Source organism: Thermobaculum terrenum ATCC BAA-798 (genome assembly GCF_000025005.1).
Classification (GTDB): domain Bacteria; phylum Chloroflexota; class Chloroflexia; order Thermobaculales; family Thermobaculaceae; genus Thermobaculum; species Thermobaculum terrenum.
On sequence record NC_013525.1, the window covers coordinates 1,120,115 to 1,137,500 of the forward strand.

The window sequence follows — 17,386 nt, forward strand, 5'->3', positions numbered from 1 at the left end:
CAGAGCATTGGGGGTTAAATGGCTAAAAACTTGAGATTCCTAATAGACCTGGATGGAGTAATTTACAGAGGTAATACCTTGCTTCCAGGCTCAAAGGAATTCTTAGAGAAGATTAGCTCTGCAGGTTACCCTTATGCCTTGGTTACCAATAACTCTACAAGAACTCCTAAACAGGTAGCTGAGAAACTGCATGGGTTAGGTATAAGGGTAGACGAGAATAGGATAGTTACCTCTGCAATTGCTACTGCTAAATGGCTTTGCAAGCAAGCTCCTTCTGGTGCGCGAGTAATGGTTGTGGGGGCAGCGGGGCTCTTTGAAGCCATCTTTACCCCTGAAAACCGTTTTGTGCCAGATTGGGATAACCCTGAATGGGTAGTGGCCGGCACAGATTTTGACATAACGTACAACAAGTTGAAGATGGCCTGTTTAGCGATTCAGAAGGGCGCAAATTTTGTGGCTACGAATTTGGATACTACTTACCCATCAGAAGAAGGCCTTATTCCTGGTGCCGGGGCACTGCTGGGCGTAATAACAGCTGTGACGGGTAAGAAACCAATAGTCATCGGAAAACCAGAACCTAACCTTTACAGGATAGCTTTGGACTTTCTTCCTCCCGATGGGGAGGTGATCGTCATAGGTGACCGTCTTGACACGGACATAGAGGCAGGTAAAAGGCTGGGATTCACTACTGTCTTAGTGCTCACGGGCGTGTCGACACAAAAAGACATAATAGCATCCCAGTGTAAACCTGACTATGTCTTCAATAATCTATATGATCTGTTGCAATCTCTGTTAGAGGGAAGATTCCCTGCTAACTAGTGATGTCCTGAGTTTTGCATCTCCCTATATGCCTTGGCTTCCTGCACTATTTGATCGGTTAGATGTGGAGGCACCTCCTCATAATGCGAGAATTCCATTGTGAAGGTTCCTCTTCCCTGTGTTATCGATCTTAACTGGCTGCTATATTTCTGCATCTCAGCCAGAGGTGCTTGAGCTCTAATTACGGTGAACCCAGCACCTGAGGGGTCCATTCCCTCTACCCTTGCACGGCGGCTGTTGAGATCGCTCATCACGTCTCCTACAAATTGGTCCGGTACGTATATGGATACTTCCATAATAGGTTCCAGTAGGACCGGCTTAGCCTCGCTCATCCCTCTCTTGAATGCCTGCGATGCTGCCAGCTTGAAGGCCATTTCTGAAGAATCCACTGAGTGATAGCTACCATCGGTCAGGGTAACCTTCACGTTAACCACAGGATAACCAGCTACGGTTCCTTCCTGCATGGCCTCTTGTACACCCTTTTCCACTGCAGGGAAGTATTGCTTAGGAACCGCACCACCTACTACTGTGGATTGAAACTCAAATTCTGAGTTCGGATTAGGTTCGATCTGAAGTATAACGTGACCGTACTGCCCATGCCCTCCGGTCTGCTTCTTATGCTTGTATTCAGCTCTAGCTGAAGCTGTGATAGTCTCCCTATAAGGGACCCTTGGTATACCTATCTCGACTTCTACGCCGAACTTACGCTTCATTCTTTCCGCCATCAACTCTATATGGGATTCTCCCATACCGCTTACTAGAGTCTCTCCTGTTTGGGGATCCCTGCTGACATGAAGCGTAGGATCTTCCTCAAGCATTCTCTGCAGTGCACTGCCCATCTTATCGAGATCAGCCTTAGTCTTAGGTCTGATAGAAGCAGTATAAATTGGGTGTGGGAATTCTATCTTGGGAAGCTGTATTGGCTTGGACTGGCTAGTTAGCGTGTCACCAGTTAGGGTCTCTGCTAGCTTCGCAACCGCCCCTATATCTCCAGCTTCTATCCTATCTGTAGGCTTCTGTTCCTTACCTCTTACGAAGAACAGCTGACCTATACGCTCTTCTTTACCCGTTCTTGGGTTAAACACATGTGTATCGCTTTTAATAGTGCCGCTATAGACTCTGAAGTAGCTAAGTTTACCTACAAATGGATCTGCTATAGTCTTGAAGACGAGTGCCGCTAGTTCTCCTGAAGATTGTGGTTGTAGGTTTATCTCTTTGCCATCCTGTAATACCTTACAAGATCTTGTATCTGGAGATGGTAGGAAATCGACAACGAAGTCAAGTATCTGACTAGCTCCGATTACGTGAAGGGCTGATACTGGAACTATTGGGAATATTGAACATGATAGTATTCCAGCCTTCAAACCATTCGTAATCTCGTCTGCTGACAGCGGTTCTCCTTCAAGGTACTTGGTCGTAAGATCATCGCTGGTTTCAGCTATTCTTTCTATTAGGTCATCCTTATACCTTTCGAAGCTCTCCCTTACTTCCGGTGGTATATCTACCTCTTGGAACTCAGCGGTGTCGATCTTATAAATATATGCTTTTTCTGTAAGAATACTAGCTATACCTCTGAAATCCTGCTCTCTACCTATAGGCACGAACAGGGGGGTGGCAGCTGATCCCCACTGACTTCTAGTCTGTTCGACTACCTGATCAAAGTCACTGTTCTCGCGGTCCATTTTATTGACTACAATGACTCTTGGCAGTCCCAGAGAGGATGCTGCAGACCACATGAGATCACTGCCCACCTCTATACCAGTATGTGCGTCTACTAGTATCAATGCTGTGTCAGCGACTCTTAGGCCACATTGCATGTCACCTATGAATTCCGAATAGCCAGGTGTATCTATCAAGTTGATTTTGTGATCCTGGTATTCTATTGGTACTAGCGACAAACTGATCGAAGAATGCCTCTTGATCTCATCCGGATCATAGTCGCTTATAGTATTACCTTCAAGAACTCTTCCAAGCCTCTTGGAGTTGCCACTGGCAAATAGCAGAGCTTCTGCGAGAGAGGTTTTACCCGTGCCTCCATGTGAGAATAGCCCTATGTTTCTGATTCTACTTGTAGGATAAGCTCTCACACTCTCCTCCTTCCTGCTCTACGACCTTTTGTTGATGAGGATTATATAACGACTTTGAATATAGGTCGAATAATGGGGTTTCTAATATAATTTGAACCGATTCCTAGATTTAGTAAAGTATTAGGATTACCGCAAGAGTGAAAGTTATAGTTGCTAGAAACGGTCGTCCATTATGTGTTGATTGCTCTGTAGCGGGTAATTTCTTCTCGCGCTTTGTAGGGCTAATGGGGAAGAAGAGTTTACCCGAGGGTATGGGTTTGATGATTATGCCATGCAATAGCATTCACTGTTTCTTTATGCGATTTCCGATAGATGCGCTGTTCCTAGATGAGGATAATCGTGTGCTGCGAATGTATAGTGAGCTCAAACCTTGGCGTGTAACCGGTATAGTCAAGAATGCTAGGAAGGTAATTGAACTACCTGCAGGTACTCTGGCGCGTAATGATGTTAGGGTGGGGGATGTAATTGTTTTCCAGGATTGATGATTACCTGGACAAGTTATGGGATATTCTTTATCCTAAGCGCTGCGTGCGTTGTGCATCATCTGGCAGTTGGGTTTGTGCCAGTTGCCTAGCTAGTTGTGTCCGTGTGGACTCATTGACTATTGGGGCTGTTCCTAATCTAACTGCAACCTATGCTGTCTATGCATACACCGATACCATTCGAGAGCTGGTGCATGAATTTAAGTACAGAGGAGTGTTCTCTATCGGTAAATGGATGGCGCAGCAGATTGCTCCGCTTGTTCCCCAAGATAGCTACAGTGTTATCGTACCAGTGCCGATGCATCGTAAGAGAAGGCGCTATAGGGGATACAACCAATCCGAGGTTATAGGTAGGTACTTATCTAACTTTACGAGTATACCTATGAAAGGTGTGCTAAGCAGGACTAGGATTACTAGCCCTCAATATATGCTCAATGGAGAGGAGCGTTGGCGCAACGTTCAAGGTGCATTTGTGGCCGATATGAAGTTGTCCGGAGATTTGGTGTTACTAGTTGATGATGTGCTAACTACTGGAGCGACTTTGAGTGAGTGTGCCAAGGTCTTATTAGAATCTGGAGCTAAAGATGTTCATGGGGTAGTGTTTGCCCGTGCTTTACTTGAAAGCTCCAGCGCGGACATAACCCGCTAACTCTGCATCAAGCACCCAGATACTAGCACCTCCCCTTTGGATTTTCACACTTTGAGGTACATACCACTCGCTAACCTGTACTCCCAGGTTGGGCTCTTTTATCTCAGTTCTTTCACTAGCATGATCCGCTATGATTTTGATTACCTTGTCCACAGCTTCTGAGCTGCAGAGTGTTAGAATAGTGGCATTTCCCCTTCTCAAGAAGCCGCCTGAACTACTTATGAGGAGCGATGCGTACCCATCTCTGTGAAGTGCATTGAGCACATTTTCCCCATCATCCTTTTGGACTACTGTGATTACGAGTTTTTGATTTTTAGGATTATTTGCTGTCACTTGAGGTATCTCCTACTTCTCCCATGGGATTTGCCAGACGGATGTATCTGCGTACGCTATCCCTGTTTCTGGGGTCATCAGCCAATCCCAGTATCGCTAGCAGCTCTTCCTCGGTCTTGCCGCTCTTTGCTTGCCCAACGCCAAACGTGTCTCTAAGCAGCTGAGGTGTTACCTGCTTATCTATCTCGGCTATCTTTGCAATCCTATGGAGTATGGCGTTCACTGATTGAGGTATTATAGGGAATAGAGTATCACTTTCAATAGTATCCCTATATTGAATATAGGTTTCAGAGAATTCTTTATCAGCTTTTAGTACTCTGTCTTTGTGTCTCCAACGGGGATCGCCATAGTTGATATATATAATTGGTTCTGATGGATCGGACACATCCACATGTTGTTTCTTGAGTGCTAATAACTCAGTCCTGGTTAGTCCTAGTTTCAGCATCAGGTACACCATTAGAAAGTACTTATCACCTAAATTTCTGGCAGTAGCTAAAAGGCGTTTTTGCTCTTCCGGAAAGAGTGGTACTGGAGTCTTCAGATTAACTCTCTCGGGATAGAAAGGTGTTGTCGGATCATTTATCTGTAGTCTGAGATCATGTATAAGATACGCATAGAATTCTCTAAGAGATGTTAGTCTCCTTTTCCTAGTGCTCTTTTTATGTGCTGAGCTTAGGTATGCGCCTATGTCCTTTTCGTTTATCTGCCTAAGCGTCTTGTTGCCTATGGTATCTATTAGGACTGCCAGATCATTGGTGTATGCGTATACCGTATTTTTGGGATGTCCACTAGACTCAAGATGTACTTTGAACCAGAACCGAGCAGTCTGAAGGTCACTTTCTGGGGTTATAGATCTCTTATCTAATTTATTCCTGCGTTGTTTGTGCCCCAACCCAGGAATTTCGATATCAAATAGGGACAGCTGCACGGGCAACGATTCTTGCTGTCCTTGATTACTCATACTTCCATCCTACTAACTCAGTTGCTATGATACAGGCACCTCAACAGTTTCATCTTCTAGTTGTGCCTCGTTTCGCCTGAGCTCTATTTCCCAAGAGAGTATGAGACCTGCCAAAGCGAGTAGAGCAGCTACGGTTATTCCACCTATTACAGCCAGGATGTTAACTATCAGCCTCATTCTCAACCCTCCGTTGATATTTTCTGAGCGTATTATACTCATAAGGACATTAGATATACAGCATGCTATTGCAGGTTCTGGGCTCGATATTAGGTGTGCCTTCTGTAGGGTTGACAAGAACCCGACTGCTAGCTTATACTACTAGTGTCGACGCGGGATGGAGCAGCGGCAGCTCGTCGGGCTCATAACCCGAAGGTCGTGGGTTCGAATCCCACTCCCGCAACCAGTGGGGCCGAAAGGCCCCACCTTTTTGTCTAGGTGAGAGGCGAGGTAGCTCAGCGGTAGAGCAGGGGACTCATAAGCCCTTGGTCGTGAGTTCGAATCTCACCCTCGCCACCAATTCTTGATAGATCTCTATCTGGTATTCTACTTGTGACTGGTCTTAATTCCTCCACTCCAGACTCCTTCCTGCATAATTTCCTGTCATCTAGCAAAGAACAGCTGGAATACATTAGAGGACATAATTTGATCCTCGGTTTAAGTGGTGGGGCTGATTCGATAGCTCTCTTCCATGTTCTTTATGAGCTTCGAAGCATTTTAGGGATAAATATCTCAGTAGCACACTTTGATCATAGGCTCAGGCCCGAAAGCTCAGATCAGGCGAGTCAGCTAGCAAAGTATATAGAGCAATTTGACGTGAATTTCTATCTGGGTAGTGCCGATGTAGCTGGAGCTGCATTGCAGGCTAAGGCTTCTATAGAGGATACAGCCCGTAAGTATAGGTACGACTTCTTGGCAGCTTGTGCTAGGAAGGAAAATGCTCTGGTTTGTGTTGCCCATAACCAACAGGATCAAGCTGAGACTTTTTTGCTCAATCTAGCTAGGGGGACTGGTTTAGATGGACTTTGCGGCATGTTACCTATAGATAGGGTACCTGGTAATCCTGATGTAGAACTTGTCAGACCTTTCTTAGGTATTGCTCATGAAGACATTAGAAACTACTGCAGGTTAAATTCCCTCCCAGTTATAGAAGACCCCAGTAACTTATCATTAGATTTCACAAGAAATAAGATTAGACACCTTGTTTTGCCAGCCTTGAAGCAGGCAAATCAGGAGGTGGTTAAGCATATAGCTCTTACGACCAGTATCCTTCAGCAGGAGAAGCGCCTTCTTGATAGCCGTGCCCTGGATTTTCTAGCTCAACATTCTATCATTAGACATAATTTTATTTCTGTTGAGCTTGTAGCAGTGATGAACAGCCCCAGGTCTTTGATCATTCGTGCTCTCAAGATGGCGTTATCTCAAGCCTTTGGATCTGACGAGGGTTTTGGTGCAAGGCATCTAGAAGCCCTTTACCTCTTGGCCAGGAGTAAATCTGGGAATAGTATCGACCTGCCAGGGGGTATAAGGGCAATTAAGGCCCCGCAGGCGTTAATAGTCTGGGCAGGAATATTACCCATGGATGCAATCTACTCACTTCCCTTGATGGAGGACGATGGCACACTGTCTCCAAACTGGGATTGGGAGGTAACTCCATCCGCAGCATTGGTTCAACCGCATGCCTTGCCTGGAAATAACCTTCACGAGCATGTTGTTTGTGATATTAACAAGATAAGGCTAAGGCCAGCCAGAAGAAGCGATAAGTTTATTCCCCTTGGCATGAAATTTGAAAAGACTGTGGATGAGTTCCTACTTGATCGCAAAGTGCCTTATTTTATTAGAGAGCATGTACCCGTTATAGAGCAGGATGGAGAGATCATATGGTTGGTAGGCTGGAGGATAGATGATCGACATAAGATCTTGTATAATTATGAACCCTATGTTTGCATTAGATTTTACAGAAAGGGCAATTAAATGTAGCACTTCTAGCAAGAGTAAACCCCTAGTATTTTTATTCTGTAAAGTAAATTGACTGGTCTCTCGTGCGTCGCTATAATCGCTTGAGGGACCGGCTTCTAAGCCATAGAACCCTTAGAAATAAATATTTGGAAGGAATATGAATATTGCCGGAGGCCCCTATGAACGATAGAAAGCTTTGGCGCAACAGCCTAGTATGGCTGGTTGCGGCAGTAGTTCTTCTCACTGTATGGATGACTCTATTCTCGAATCGTCAATCCCGTATTCCTGAAGTACCAATTACTGAAGTTATTCAGGATGCCAAGGCAGGTAAGATAGAGTCTATCCAAGGCCAAGTGGATAGTAGCGATATCGTCGTCAGATACAATGATGGCGAGATAAAGAGGTCTCGTACCCAGATACCTATTCAGGAAGCTTTGGATAGGAGCGGTGTTGACGAGTCTAACATCAAGATAGATATTAAACCCGCTTCTTCTTGGAGCAACTGGTTAGGTGTACTTAGTTTTATATTGCCAACCCTGTTCCTTATCGGAGTCTTCCTCTTCTTTATGAGGCAGGCTCAGGGAACAAATAATCAGGCGCTCTCGTTTGGTAAGAGTCGTGCAAGGCTTTTCAATGGCAATAAGCCTACAGTGAAATTTGATGATGTGGCGGGAGTGCAAGAAGCTAAGGAAGAGCTAGCTGAGATCGTAGAGTTCCTTAAGTATCCAGAAAAGTTTGCGGCTCTCGGTGCAAGGATACCGAGAGGAGTGCTTTTGGTGGGTCCACCTGGTACTGGAAAGACTCTACTAAGTCGGGCTGTTGCTGGGGAAGCTGGAGTACCTTTCTTCAGCATATCAGGCTCGGAATTCGTAGAGATGTTTGTCGGTGTTGGCGCCTCAAGAGTGAGGGACCTTTTCGATCAGGCAAAGAGGAATGCTCCGTGTATTGTGTTCATCGATGAGATCGACGCTGTAGGTCGGCAAAGAGGGGCTGGTCTAGGTGGTAGTCACGATGAGCGTGAGCAGACGCTCAACCAAATATTGGTTGAGATGGACGGCTTTGATACCAACACCAATGTCATAGTTATAGCTGCGACTAACCGTCCAGATGTGCTTGATCCAGCCCTCCTTAGACCTGGCAGATTTGATCGTCAGGTTGTGCTTGATCGCCCTGATATAAGGGGTAGAGAGGCTATACTTAGAGTTCATACCAGGGGCAAACCTATAGACAAAGACGTATCCCTGCATGCTTTGGCTAAGCAAACTACGGGCTTCTCTGGTGCCGATCTCGAGAACACCGTAAATGAAGCAGCAATTCTAGCTGCTAGGAGAAATCACAAGGTCATAACACGGCAAGACTTTGAAGACGCCATAGATAGAGTAGTTGCTGGACCCGAACGCAAGAGTAGGATAATTACTGAGCGTGAAAAGTGGGTTACGGCCTACCACGAGGCGGGTCATGCTTTGGTAGCCCGAATGCTTCCCAATATGGATCCGGTGCACAAAATAACCATCGTAGCGCGAGGTATGGCCGGGGGCTATACCAGAGTGCTACCCACTGAAGACCGACATCTTATGACTAAGAGCCAATTCGAGGATACTCTCGCTTTTGCGATGGGAGGTAGAGTAGCTGAGGAACTGATATTCCACGAGATCAGCACAGGTGCCGAGAATGATATTCAGCAGGCTACTAACATAGCTCGCAAGATGGTTACTGAGTATGGAATGAGTGAGAAGTTGGGTCCTGTAGCCTTGGGGCACAAGGAAGAGCTTATCTTCCTCGGTAGGGAGATAAGCGAGCAACGTAACTATAGTGATGAGATAGCACTGCAGATAGACCAGGAAATACGTAAGCTTATTGATAATGCCTATCAGAGAGCTAAGCAGATACTAACTGAGAACATGGACAAGCTCATCGCGCTTGCTTCCTTGCTCGTGGAGAAGGAGACTCTGGATAACGAAGATATGGAGTCTCTGTTCGATACTCCAAGACCTCAGCCTAAGGTAGTGCCAATACCCCAGCTGGGCGGCAAGACTAAGGAAGTTAAGCCTCAGGAAGATGATAAGCTGAAGGGATTGCCGGACCTATCTGGAGGATTAGCACCGGCGTAGCGTATTGATATCGCCTAGAGAGTGGGAGAAGAGATACAAAATCCTTCTCCCACTCTTGTGTTATCTTAGGGCTAAATAATTGCACATAGGAGGCTACATTTGCTGCATGGTTTTGAGCAATGGGTAATTGAATTACTAAGGGACCTGATGCAGTCTTTGGGCTGGATCGGCGTTCTGGTGGCAATGGCTATAGAAAGCGCTAATGTACCCCTGCCATCTGAAGTTATAATGCCATTGGCTGGTTGGATGCTGATAAAAGAGCAAAACCTGCCTCTGTACTTTGTATTTTGGGCTGGTTTCTGGGGAGCTATTGGAAACACGATAGGATCTCTGACCAATTATGCTCTGGGTATTTGGGGGGGGAGGCCATTTGTCGAGAAATATGGAAGGTGGTTGCTTATAAGTAAAAGGGACCTGCACAGAGCTGAGAAGTGGTTTGATCGTTGGGGAGATAAGATCGCATTCTTTAGCAGACTTCTACCAGTGGTTCGTACTTTCGTGAGCTTTCCAGCCGGCGTGGTAAGGATGCACCCAATCAGGTTTACTATTTACACTTTTATAGGTTCTTTTATATGGTGCACTTTCTTGGCTTGGTTAGGTTACATAACAGGAGAGAACTGGGAAGTTATAAGGGCTTATATGAGACCATTCGATATACCTATCCTCATAGCTCTACTTGTGCTTTTGTTGCTTTATATAAAGCATAAGTGGTCAGAATTCAGAGAGTTTGACTTTAACAATTCTAGTTATACACCGGAAGGCGAGTAGAGGAGCCTGTAATGCCTAAGAAGAGGCGTTTACCTTTGGCCAGAATGTTATTGTCTTATAGACTCTTTAGATCCCAATCTAGGCGCGTTGGTGGCTTTGATATTTTTACGCTTCTTATAGCCCTCTTGGTAGTATATAGGACCTATAAGGCGGAAAAGCAAGCTAGGGAAAGAGAGGAAAATACTAAAACTATTGCGGAGGTGATTGGTGGCTGAGGATTGCATCTTTTGTAAGATTGCAAATAAAGAGATATCAGCTGATGAAGTTTGGCGTGACCAGGATGTGGTTGCTTTCAGGGATATAAATCCCATGGCTCCCGTGCATGTATTGGTTATTCCCGTATCTCATATTGCCTCTCTTGACCAACTGCAGGATCAATCACTAGCAGGCAAGCTTATCCTAACGGCATCAGAGCTTGCTCGAAAGCTAGATATCGATGACTCTGGTTATCGTGTTGTAATCAATACTGGACCAGAGGCGGGGCAAAGTGTCAATCACTTGCATCTGCATTTGCTTGGTGGACGCAGTATGAGTTGGCCTCCCGGCTGATATTGTTGGAGCTATTGACATATCCTATCTCTGCTGTTTATAATCACGCGTCCAACACGTTGGCCTGTAACGGCCGCGCGACTCCAGGACAGAAGGGGGGTGAAATGCGCGCATGGCCGAAGTTGTAGTAGGTGAAAACGAGAGCTTCGAGAGCGCTCTGCGTCGCTTCAACAAAAAAGTGCAGCAGGCAGGTATATTGTCTGAGGCGCGCAGACGAGAGCATTATGAGAAGCCAAGCGTGCGCCGGAAGCGCAAGGAAGCGGCTCGCAGGCGCAAGATAGAAGCCAAGCTGAAGCAGCAACAAAGCAGATAACTTGGAGGACGATTAGTAGTTGAGTATCACCGAGAGGCTTAATAACGACCTTAAGGAAGCTTTGCGCTCAGGTGATGATAATCGTAAGAGCGTGATAAGGTTACTGCTAGCTGCTTTGAAGAATCAGCAGATAGAAAATAGAGCTCCTCTGGATTACCAGCAGGAGCTCTCTGTCTTACAACGAGAAGCTAAACGTAGAAAAGAGTCTATAGAGGAGTATGAGAGGTTAGGACGACCCGACGTAGCAGAGAAAGAAAGACGGGAACTCGAGATCATACAATCATATCTGCCTGCAGAGATGAGCGAGGAGGAAATAAGGCAGATTGTAGCTCAGGCTATTTTGACTACCGGCGCTCAATCTTCTAAGGATCTGGGTAAGGTAATGTCGGTAGTTATGCCACAGGTTAGGGGTAGGGCAGATGGGAAAATTGTAAGTAATTTGGCTAAAGAAATGCTTGAGAATTCCTGACTTTAAGAAGTGTCCAATAGTAACCAGAAATACTCTGTTGATATCACTGTAAGCTCTGATCAATTATCTCGCTTTATCCCGTATGTACAGAGAGCTATATGTGTGGCTCTAAGGGAAGAAGAAGTTCCAGAGGGCCATTCTGTGTCTATATTGTTGACTGATGATGATCAGATCGCGAAGTTGCATCTCGAGCATATGGGAATCGAGGGGCCTACTGATGTGATGTCCTGGCCATCATCGGATTTTGAGAGAGAAAACTTTCATTTTCTAGGCGATATAGCGGTCTCGTGTGAGACCGCGGAGGCACAAGCTAGGGACCAGGGCCATCCTGTTGAGACCGAAGTAAGCGTGTTGGCGGTACATGGATTGCTTCATCTCTTAGGGTGGGATGATCAAACTCCCCAAGAGAGAGAAGAGATGCAGAAGCGTGTAGATTATATAGTATCTAAGGCCCTATCCACATTCACCAACTCTGATAACCTATCATCCTCTACATGACAGATAACTGCGTACTAGGTGTAGGGCACTCACAGTAGACCTTTCAGCTAGCGCATCAATAGAGCTGGCATACACTTCGTTCTTAGCCAATTCATCGTTGTTGATTAGGTCTACCAGCCTTACCAGGCATTTCAAGCTACCACTCTGTTCGACAGCTTTACTAGTTTCAAGAAGTAGGTCAGCAGGTATTTGTTGTTCGCCACCTACTACACCTCCAGCAAATATGGAGTTTGCTCCTTGAGTTAGAATACTTTTTGATAACAGTCCCATACTAGCCCACTCATGAGTAGATAATGTCTTCTTGGCGTCGGAAAGCAGCTTACATACCAATTGGGGCAAATCAACATCGCCTTCTGCCCAAATATATCTTTCAAGGATGATCCTGATCTTAGAAACCACTTCCTCAGCTAGTTTCTCTGCCTCCTCTCGTGTATCTCCAATCGATCTGACAACAACATGAACACCATCGGCTCTTGCATAAGTCCCTAGAAGTGGGTTACTAGAACTAAATAATGTCCCAAGCATGTCCGCTACTGTAGATTCTCCGAGCCCGCAAGTCTTTATGGTCTTTGTAACTATGTGTTGTCGAGATATGTCTCTTAGCCTAGGCTCTACTTCATGCTCCCATAAGGCATACATCTCTCTAGGCACCCCAGGTAGCAGCACGATGATCTTATTATCCTTCTCTACCCACCAGCCAGGCGCAGTTCCCCATTTGTTGTCAAGTGGCCTTGCACTAGGTATGAGAGTGGCCTGTTTGATATTCATAGAAGGCATATTTGAGCCACGACTTCTAAAGAAATCTCGCAGCTTTGACTCTAGATTTGGATCAACACTAAGTTCTTCCCCCAATAGTTGAGCCACAGCTTCCCTAGTTAGATCGTCGGGAGTAGGACCTATGCCACCAGTACAGATGATAACGTCTGATCTAGAGCGAGCCTGTGAGAGTGCGTCGACTATATCAGCTAGATTATCTCCAACTTGAGTGACCCTCTGAAGTTCTATACCTAAGTTTACTAGTTTCCTTGCTATATATGCTGCATTGGTATCTACTATTTCTCCTGCCAGTATCTCAGCACCTATAGATAATATGTCAGCCTTCATACTTTTGCCTTTCACTCCAACGGTCTCTGGTTAATTCCATATCGTAGTGCTTTACTGATATACCGCTGCCTGTTCGGCGAAAGTATCCTCTAATATTCTCATACTTATCTTCAGAAAAAACCTCGGAGAAGTATGGTGGTGGATACGAGCTCCAGTGTTCACCAGTATATATAAAACCCACTTTTTCATAAACTCGCTGAGCTCTTCTATTGAAGGCAGCAACATCCAACCTAAGCACTTTGTATCCTAATACCTCAAAATAGTATCTGGCGAAGGTTTGCAATGCATCAGTTCCATAACCCTTGTCTAGCTTGTCACTGCGCAGATCTATACCTAGTACTGCTGATTTCTTAGACCGATCTACCTGCCTTAGAAATAGTCTTCCAATGAGTTTGCCATCCTCGTCTGCAATAGCAAAAAGCATCATATCAGACCTTGAGGCATGTTCTATGTACCAAATATCCCTCTCGAGAGGACTCAGTCGAGGAGGATTATAGTCTTGGAATAGAGGATCGACATGAGGAGGCCAGTTAACCCATTCATCAACGTCAGCGCGGGTGAACTCACGAAGATATATTTTCTGGCCTCTAGCAATAAATGTTTCTGTATCCACGTTGTAATAGCCTTCTATTGTGTATTTACCAATGGGCGACCTGGCTTTAATATAGCAAGAAATATCCCCAATTATTCCTTGACGTATATAGATCGACATTGTATATTAGTGTGTGGCAAGGGCCGCTAGCTCAATTGGTAGAGCAGCTGACTCTTAATCAGCGGGTTGTAGGTTCGAGTCCTACGCGGCTCACCAGTGAAGCACAAATAGCATCTAAACGAGAGCTTCCTCATTTTTGTTGGAAGCTCTCGTTTTTATATTTACTTTAGGAGCTTACATCTTTTTGCTGTGTGCTATAATCTGCAATCAGGGCCAGAATGGTACTTCTTGCACCCTACTTTTTGTGGGTTAAGCTATGCAGCACAGTGACTATCCTAAGCCCTCACTTACAGTAGACTTGGTAATGTTTCTTTGGGATGGCAATAAGCTCTACCTACCGCTTGTACAGAGACTAAATGACCCTTTCAAAGGATATTGGGCCCTTCCAGGGGGATTCGTGGAAATAGATGAGACATTACGAAAGGCTGCAGCTCGTGAAGCACGGGAAGAGATAGGAGTCGTGCCTCAAGACCTAATAGAAGGGCCAGCCTTCGACGATCCTCATAGAGATCCCCGAGGAAGGGTGATAAGTATTCCATTTGCTTGTTTGTCGCTGTTACAAGAGGTTAGATTACAGGCTGGATCAGATGCTTCCAAGGTACAAATATTTGATCTGCAATCTATTCCTGACGAGTTGGCATTTGATCACGGGGATATTATCTCTACAATGTGTATCTGTGCTATAGATGCTATTAGAAAGGGACTAATAAACCCTGAATGGCTTTCCAGTGAAGATAAAAGCAAGATTATGTTACAGCTTCAGCAATGCGGAGGCAAGTCTCATGATGGAAAATAGTATGACAGGTTCAACCGATAACGAGCGTTCAGCATTTCTAAGATGGCTAGATGAATGGATTAGTTCTCTGCCTAAGCAGGAGATAGCTGATGGCCAGAATGTAGCGATAATGGTTGTAGATATGGTCAATGGTTTCTGTAAGACCGGTAATCTTGCTAGTGATAGGATAGGAGCTCTTATAAAGCCTATAAAGCAGTCTTTATCTGATGCATATAGCGTTGGTGTAAGGCGTTTTATAGTTGTTGAGGACACACACAAACAAGATGATAGGGAGTTCAGTGCTTTTCCCCCTCACTGTGTGAAGGGTTCTGGTGAGGAAGAGACAGTTGAAGAGATCAAGAGCTTGCCTTTCTCTTCTGAGTTTATCTACATTGATAAACCTACCTTGAGCCCAGCTATAGGTACTGGTATAGACGCCCAAATTACCAAGTTTATCAATGAGGGCGTCAGCACCTTTGTAATTATGGGGGATTGTACTGATCTCTGTGTTTACCAGTCTTCTGTTTTCTTGCGGCTTTTTGCTAATTACCTACATGAGAGGCAGGTGGACGTTGTAGTGCCTGCCAATTTGGTAGATACGTATGATATAAGGGTCGAGGATGCACTGAAGATAGGTGCCTTGCCTCATCCTGGCGATCTTATGCACCAACTATTCCTTTATCATATAGCTCTAGTTGGCTGCAAAGTCGTATCAACAGTTACTTGGGGGAAGTAGCTGTGAGTGTATTTGATCGTAAGCGTTTGCCTGTTTCGACGTTCAAGCTTGATGTTGAACGCATGCGTCAGGGTTGGTATAGCGATAAGTATTTCTTGAATATAGTAGGATTATTGACCGCTCTGGCCGAGGATGGTTATCCAGTAGAGTGGAGCTCCCCTACTTCTATTGGAGCCACTAAGGGGCTTGGGGCTAATGAGATTGGTAACATAGAAGTCGAAATGCAGATATTCCATCGTAGGAAGCCTTATGCTGTCGTGGTGGGAGTAGATAAGGCGCTAGCTATATTAAGAGAGTGTACTGGGTACTATGATAAAAATGGGTGTTTCGTGAACACATTCGATAAATTGGAAGTAGAGGCCGTGCATGACGGCGAAATGGTGCCATATGATGGTGATCCTTCCAATGTTGTGCCCGTAATGCGTATTAGAGGTAGATACAGGGATTTCGCTCTTCTGGAGACACCTATAGTAGGTGTTCTTACTAGGGGATCTAGGGTTGCAACTAATGTCTATGAGACACTCAAGGCAGCTAATGGTAAAACAGTGCTCTTTTTCCCTGCTAGGTTCGATGCCCACGAAGTCCAAGCTGCTGATGGTTACGCATACAGCATAGCTGTACAGTTATTCAATCATAAATACGCTAAAGATGCTGGTATTAGTGTGAGCACTGATGAACAAGGTAGCTGGTGGGGAGGGCTAGGAGGTGGCACTATAGCGCACGCTGCGATAGCTTCCTTTCTTGGTGACACTGCCGCAGCTATGATGGCGTTTGCTCGCACTCGCCCTGTAGACATACCAAGGGTAGCTCTCGTAGACTTTCATAATGACTGTGTTTCCGACACTTTGCAAGTTATGAGAGCTATGTTTATGGAATTCAAGAGATGCGTCGATGAGGGTAATTATGAAGAGGCTGAGAAGTTTAGACTCTATGGTGTCAGACCAGACACATCGGGTTCGCTACGTGATAAAAGTGTAGAACCCCTAGGTGATCCTGAACTTGACCTTGGGGTGGTTCCGAGACTGATATTCAATATGCGTAACGCCATGGATAATGCTTGGAAGGATTGGGACTTACCACCTGAGTGGGAGGAGCGAGCTAAGGAATGGTGCAGACAGGTCAAGATTGTTGCTAGTGGAGGTTTTACACCTGAGAGGATAAAGAAATTTGAGCAGCTTGGAGTGCCTGTAGACATATATGCTGTGGGCTCATGGCTTTTTAATAACTCTAAGGATGATGGTACTAACACTGATTTCACCGCGGACGTCGTCAGGGTGCGCGTGAATGGTGAGTGGATAGAGATGGCTAAGGCTGGCAGAAGACCTGGGAGTAATCCTGCTCTGGAAAGGGTTCGTCCTGATTATTAGATGTGTAGTCATGCAGAGGTGTGGTGTGGTAAGGGGTAGGGAGCGCGGCGGCCTACTTTTCCGGCTGGGAGAGCCAGTATCATTGGTGCTGGAGGGTTTCACTACCGGGTTCGGGATGGGGCCGGGTGGTTCCCCTCCGCTTGAGCCACGCTCCCGTGTTATGGGTAGCGGATGGGGTAATTTGGATCTTGTCGTAAGGGGAGGATGGAGGCGGGCAAGACGGTCGACCGTTAGTACCGCTTGGCTGCACACCTTACGGTGCTTGCACCTGCGGCCTATCTACCAGGTCATCTTCCTGGGGTCTAGTGGGGAGGTCTAATCCTGGGGTGGGCTTCCCGCTTAGATGCTTTCAGCGGTTATCCCGACCGGACTCGGCTACCCGGCGGTGCCAACTCTTGACAACCGGTACACCGTAGGTCCGTCCATCCCGGTCCTCTCGTACTAGGGACGGATCCCCTCACAACCTCCTGCGCCCGCGACGGATAGAGACCGAACTGTCTCACGACGTTCTGAACCCAGCTCGCGTGCCTCTTTAATGGGCGAACAGCCCAACCCTTGGGACCTACTCCGGCCCCAGGATGAGACGAGCCGACATCGAGGTGCCAAACCCTGCCGTCGATGTGAACTCTTGGGCAGGATCAGCCTGTTATCCCCGGGGTAGCTTCTATCCGTTAGGCCACGGCCCTTCCACGCGGTA

General features: G+C 46.0%; 20 protein-coding genes, 3 tRNA genes and 2 rRNA genes (1 of these 25 only partly in view). 17 read left to right on the forward strand and 8 right to left on the reverse strand.

The genetic code is table 11. The annotated features are described in order from the left end of the window. Positions 1 to 18: 18 nt before the first annotated feature. Positions 19 to 819 carry an HAD-IIA family hydrolase gene (locus tag TTER_RS05280; RefSeq protein WP_012874995.1) on the forward strand — a complete coding sequence of 267 codons (801 nt, stop codon included), beginning with the start codon at positions 19 to 21 and terminating at the stop codon, positions 817 to 819. On the opposite strand, the gene fusA is transcribed toward TTER_RS05280, so the two are convergent. Next, complete coding sequence (gene fusA, locus TTER_RS05285; RefSeq protein WP_012874996.1) at positions 816 to 2,906, reverse strand: elongation factor G; 2,091 nt, start codon at positions 2,904 to 2,906, stop codon at positions 816 to 818. The genes TTER_RS05280 and fusA overlap by 4 nt on opposite strands. Positions 2,907 to 3,043: 137 nt before the next feature. On the opposite strand from fusA, the gene TTER_RS05290 reads away from it, so the two are divergent. Together TTER_RS05290 and TTER_RS15325 are read left to right on the forward strand one after the other, a co-directional pair. Then, positions 3,044 to 3,388, forward strand: coding sequence for a DUF192 domain-containing protein (locus tag TTER_RS05290; protein WP_012874997.1), 345 nt, complete (start codon positions 3,044 to 3,046; stop codon positions 3,386 to 3,388). 106 nt (positions 3,389 to 3,494) lie between these two features. Then, positions 3,495 to 4,037 carry a ComF family protein gene (locus TTER_RS15325; RefSeq protein WP_169302625.1) on the forward strand — a complete coding sequence of 181 codons (543 nt, stop codon included), beginning with the start codon at positions 3,495 to 3,497 and terminating at the stop codon, positions 4,035 to 4,037. Here TTER_RS15325 and TTER_RS05300 read toward each other — a convergent pair. Genes TTER_RS05300 through TTER_RS15745 form a run of 3 tightly spaced genes read right to left on the reverse strand, consistent with a single transcriptional unit; the run spans position 4,002 to position 5,508 of the window. Then, positions 4,002 to 4,370 (reverse strand): cyclic-di-AMP receptor, encoded by a 369-nt coding sequence (locus TTER_RS05300; RefSeq protein ID WP_012874999.1) that lies wholly within the window; start codon positions 4,368 to 4,370, stop codon positions 4,002 to 4,004. The genes TTER_RS15325 and TTER_RS05300 overlap by 36 nt on opposite strands. After that, positions 4,357 to 5,331, reverse strand: coding sequence for a tyrosine-type recombinase/integrase (locus tag TTER_RS05305; protein WP_012875000.1), 975 nt, complete (start codon positions 5,329 to 5,331; stop codon positions 4,357 to 4,359). The genes TTER_RS05300 and TTER_RS05305 overlap by 14 nt, the downstream gene beginning before the upstream one ends. Positions 5,332 to 5,355: 24 nt before the next feature. Then, positions 5,356 to 5,508, reverse strand: a complete 153-nt coding sequence (locus tag TTER_RS15745) for a hypothetical protein (protein WP_012875001.1) — start codon at positions 5,506 to 5,508, stop codon at positions 5,356 to 5,358. Positions 5,509 to 5,659: 151 nt separating this feature from the next. On the opposite strand from TTER_RS15745, the gene TTER_RS05310 reads away from it, so the two are divergent. From TTER_RS05310 to ybeY, 10 genes are all read left to right on the forward strand, one after another. Beyond that, a tRNA-Met gene (locus TTER_RS05310) sits at positions 5,660 to 5,734 on the forward strand. 38 nt (positions 5,735 to 5,772) lie between these two features. Next, positions 5,773 to 5,847, forward strand: a tRNA-Met gene (locus TTER_RS05315). A gap of 33 nt (positions 5,848 to 5,880) precedes the next feature. Beyond that, positions 5,881 to 7,302 (forward strand): tRNA lysidine(34) synthetase TilS, encoded by a 1,422-nt coding sequence (gene tilS / locus TTER_RS05320; protein WP_083768799.1) that lies wholly within the window; start codon positions 5,881 to 5,883, stop codon positions 7,300 to 7,302. 164 nt (positions 7,303 to 7,466) lie between these two features. Next, positions 7,467 to 9,398, forward strand: a complete 1,932-nt coding sequence (gene ftsH, locus TTER_RS05325; protein ID WP_012875003.1) for an ATP-dependent zinc metalloprotease FtsH — start codon at positions 7,467 to 7,469, stop codon at positions 9,396 to 9,398. Positions 9,399 to 9,497: 99 nt separating this feature from the next. After that, positions 9,498 to 10,166 carry a DedA family protein gene (locus tag TTER_RS05330; protein WP_012875004.1) on the forward strand — a complete coding sequence of 223 codons (669 nt, stop codon included), beginning with the start codon at positions 9,498 to 9,500 and terminating at the stop codon, positions 10,164 to 10,166. A gap of 11 nt (positions 10,167 to 10,177) precedes the next feature. Further along, positions 10,178 to 10,381, forward strand: a complete 204-nt coding sequence (locus TTER_RS05335) for a hypothetical protein (protein ID WP_012875005.1) — start codon at positions 10,178 to 10,180, stop codon at positions 10,379 to 10,381. Next, positions 10,374 to 10,715 (forward strand): histidine triad nucleotide-binding protein, encoded by a 342-nt coding sequence (locus tag TTER_RS05340; RefSeq protein WP_012875006.1) that lies wholly within the window; start codon positions 10,374 to 10,376, stop codon positions 10,713 to 10,715. The genes TTER_RS05335 and TTER_RS05340 overlap by 8 nt, the downstream gene beginning before the upstream one ends. A 112-nt stretch (positions 10,716 to 10,827) precedes the next feature. Beyond that, on the forward strand, positions 10,828 to 11,028 hold the full coding sequence (gene rpsU, locus TTER_RS05345; RefSeq protein ID WP_012875007.1) for a 30S ribosomal protein S21: 201 nt from the start codon (positions 10,828 to 10,830) through the stop codon (positions 11,026 to 11,028). Between the two features lie 19 nt (positions 11,029 to 11,047). Continuing rightward, positions 11,048 to 11,497, forward strand: coding sequence for a GatB/YqeY domain-containing protein (locus TTER_RS05350; RefSeq protein ID WP_012875008.1), 450 nt, complete (start codon positions 11,048 to 11,050; stop codon positions 11,495 to 11,497). A gap of 9 nt (positions 11,498 to 11,506) precedes the next feature. Next, positions 11,507 to 11,995 (forward strand): rRNA maturation RNase YbeY, encoded by a 489-nt coding sequence (gene ybeY / locus TTER_RS05355; RefSeq protein ID WP_083768800.1) that lies wholly within the window; start codon positions 11,507 to 11,509, stop codon positions 11,993 to 11,995. On the opposite strand, the gene TTER_RS05360 is transcribed toward ybeY, so the two are convergent. Next, on the reverse strand, positions 11,981 to 13,099 hold the full coding sequence (locus tag TTER_RS05360; protein ID WP_012875010.1) for a molybdopterin-binding protein: 1,119 nt from the start codon (positions 13,097 to 13,099) through the stop codon (positions 11,981 to 11,983). The genes ybeY and TTER_RS05360 overlap by 15 nt on opposite strands. Next, complete coding sequence (locus TTER_RS14655; protein ID WP_169302626.1) at positions 13,089 to 13,712, reverse strand: GNAT family N-acetyltransferase; 624 nt, start codon at positions 13,710 to 13,712, stop codon at positions 13,089 to 13,091. The genes TTER_RS05360 and TTER_RS14655 overlap by 11 nt, the downstream gene beginning before the upstream one ends. 119 nt (positions 13,713 to 13,831) lie before the next feature. On the opposite strand from TTER_RS14655, the gene TTER_RS05370 reads away from it, so the two are divergent. From TTER_RS05370 to TTER_RS05385, 4 genes are all read left to right on the forward strand, one after another. After that, positions 13,832 to 13,907, forward strand: a tRNA-Lys gene (locus tag TTER_RS05370). A gap of 208 nt (positions 13,908 to 14,115) precedes the next feature. Then, entirely contained in the window at positions 14,116 to 14,607 is a 492-nt protein-coding gene (locus tag TTER_RS05375) for an NUDIX domain-containing protein (protein ID WP_049822960.1), read from the forward strand. Then, positions 14,594 to 15,322, forward strand: coding sequence for a cysteine hydrolase family protein (locus TTER_RS05380; RefSeq protein WP_012875013.1), 729 nt, complete (start codon positions 14,594 to 14,596; stop codon positions 15,320 to 15,322). The genes TTER_RS05375 and TTER_RS05380 overlap by 14 nt, the downstream gene beginning before the upstream one ends. Positions 15,323 to 15,324: 2 nt before the next feature. Further along, a complete protein-coding gene (locus tag TTER_RS05385; RefSeq protein WP_012875014.1) occupies positions 15,325 to 16,689 on the forward strand; it encodes a nicotinate phosphoribosyltransferase in 1,365 nt (454 codons plus the stop codon). Positions 16,690 to 16,728: 39 nt separating this feature from the next. Here the strand turns inward: TTER_RS05385 and rrf are convergent. Beyond that, positions 16,729 to 16,842: ribosomal RNA gene (gene rrf, locus TTER_RS05390) — 5S ribosomal RNA — on the reverse strand. Between the two features lie 57 nt (positions 16,843 to 16,899). Continuing rightward, a 23S ribosomal RNA gene (locus tag TTER_RS05395) occupies positions 16,900 to 17,386 on the reverse strand; it runs 2,449 nt beyond the window's last position.

Coding starts and splice junctions, on each gene's coding strand:
- TTER_RS05280 (WP_012874995.1), top strand. CDS start 19: ATGGCTAAAAACTTGAGATTCCTAATAGACCTGGATGGAGTAATTTAC.
- TTER_RS05305 (WP_012875000.1), bottom strand. CDS start 5,331: ATGAGTAATCAAGGACAGCAAGAATCGTTGCCCGTGCAGCTGTCCCTA.
- TTER_RS15745 (WP_012875001.1), bottom strand. CDS start 5,508: ATGAGGCTGATAGTTAACATCCTGGCTGTAATAGGTGGAATAACCGTA.
- ftsH (WP_012875003.1), top strand. CDS start 7,467: ATGAACGATAGAAAGCTTTGGCGCAACAGCCTAGTATGGCTGGTTGCG.
- TTER_RS05335 (WP_012875005.1), top strand. CDS start 10,178: ATGCCTAAGAAGAGGCGTTTACCTTTGGCCAGAATGTTATTGTCTTAT.
- rpsU (WP_012875007.1), top strand. CDS start 10,828: ATGGCCGAAGTTGTAGTAGGTGAAAACGAGAGCTTCGAGAGCGCTCTG.
- TTER_RS05360 (WP_012875010.1), bottom strand. CDS start 13,099: ATGAAGGCTGACATATTATCTATAGGTGCTGAGATACTGGCAGGAGAA.
- TTER_RS05375 (WP_049822960.1), top strand. CDS start 14,116: ATGTTTCTTTGGGATGGCAATAAGCTCTACCTACCGCTTGTACAGAGA.
- TTER_RS05380 (WP_012875013.1), top strand. CDS start 14,594: ATGATGGAAAATAGTATGACAGGTTCAACCGATAACGAGCGTTCAGCA.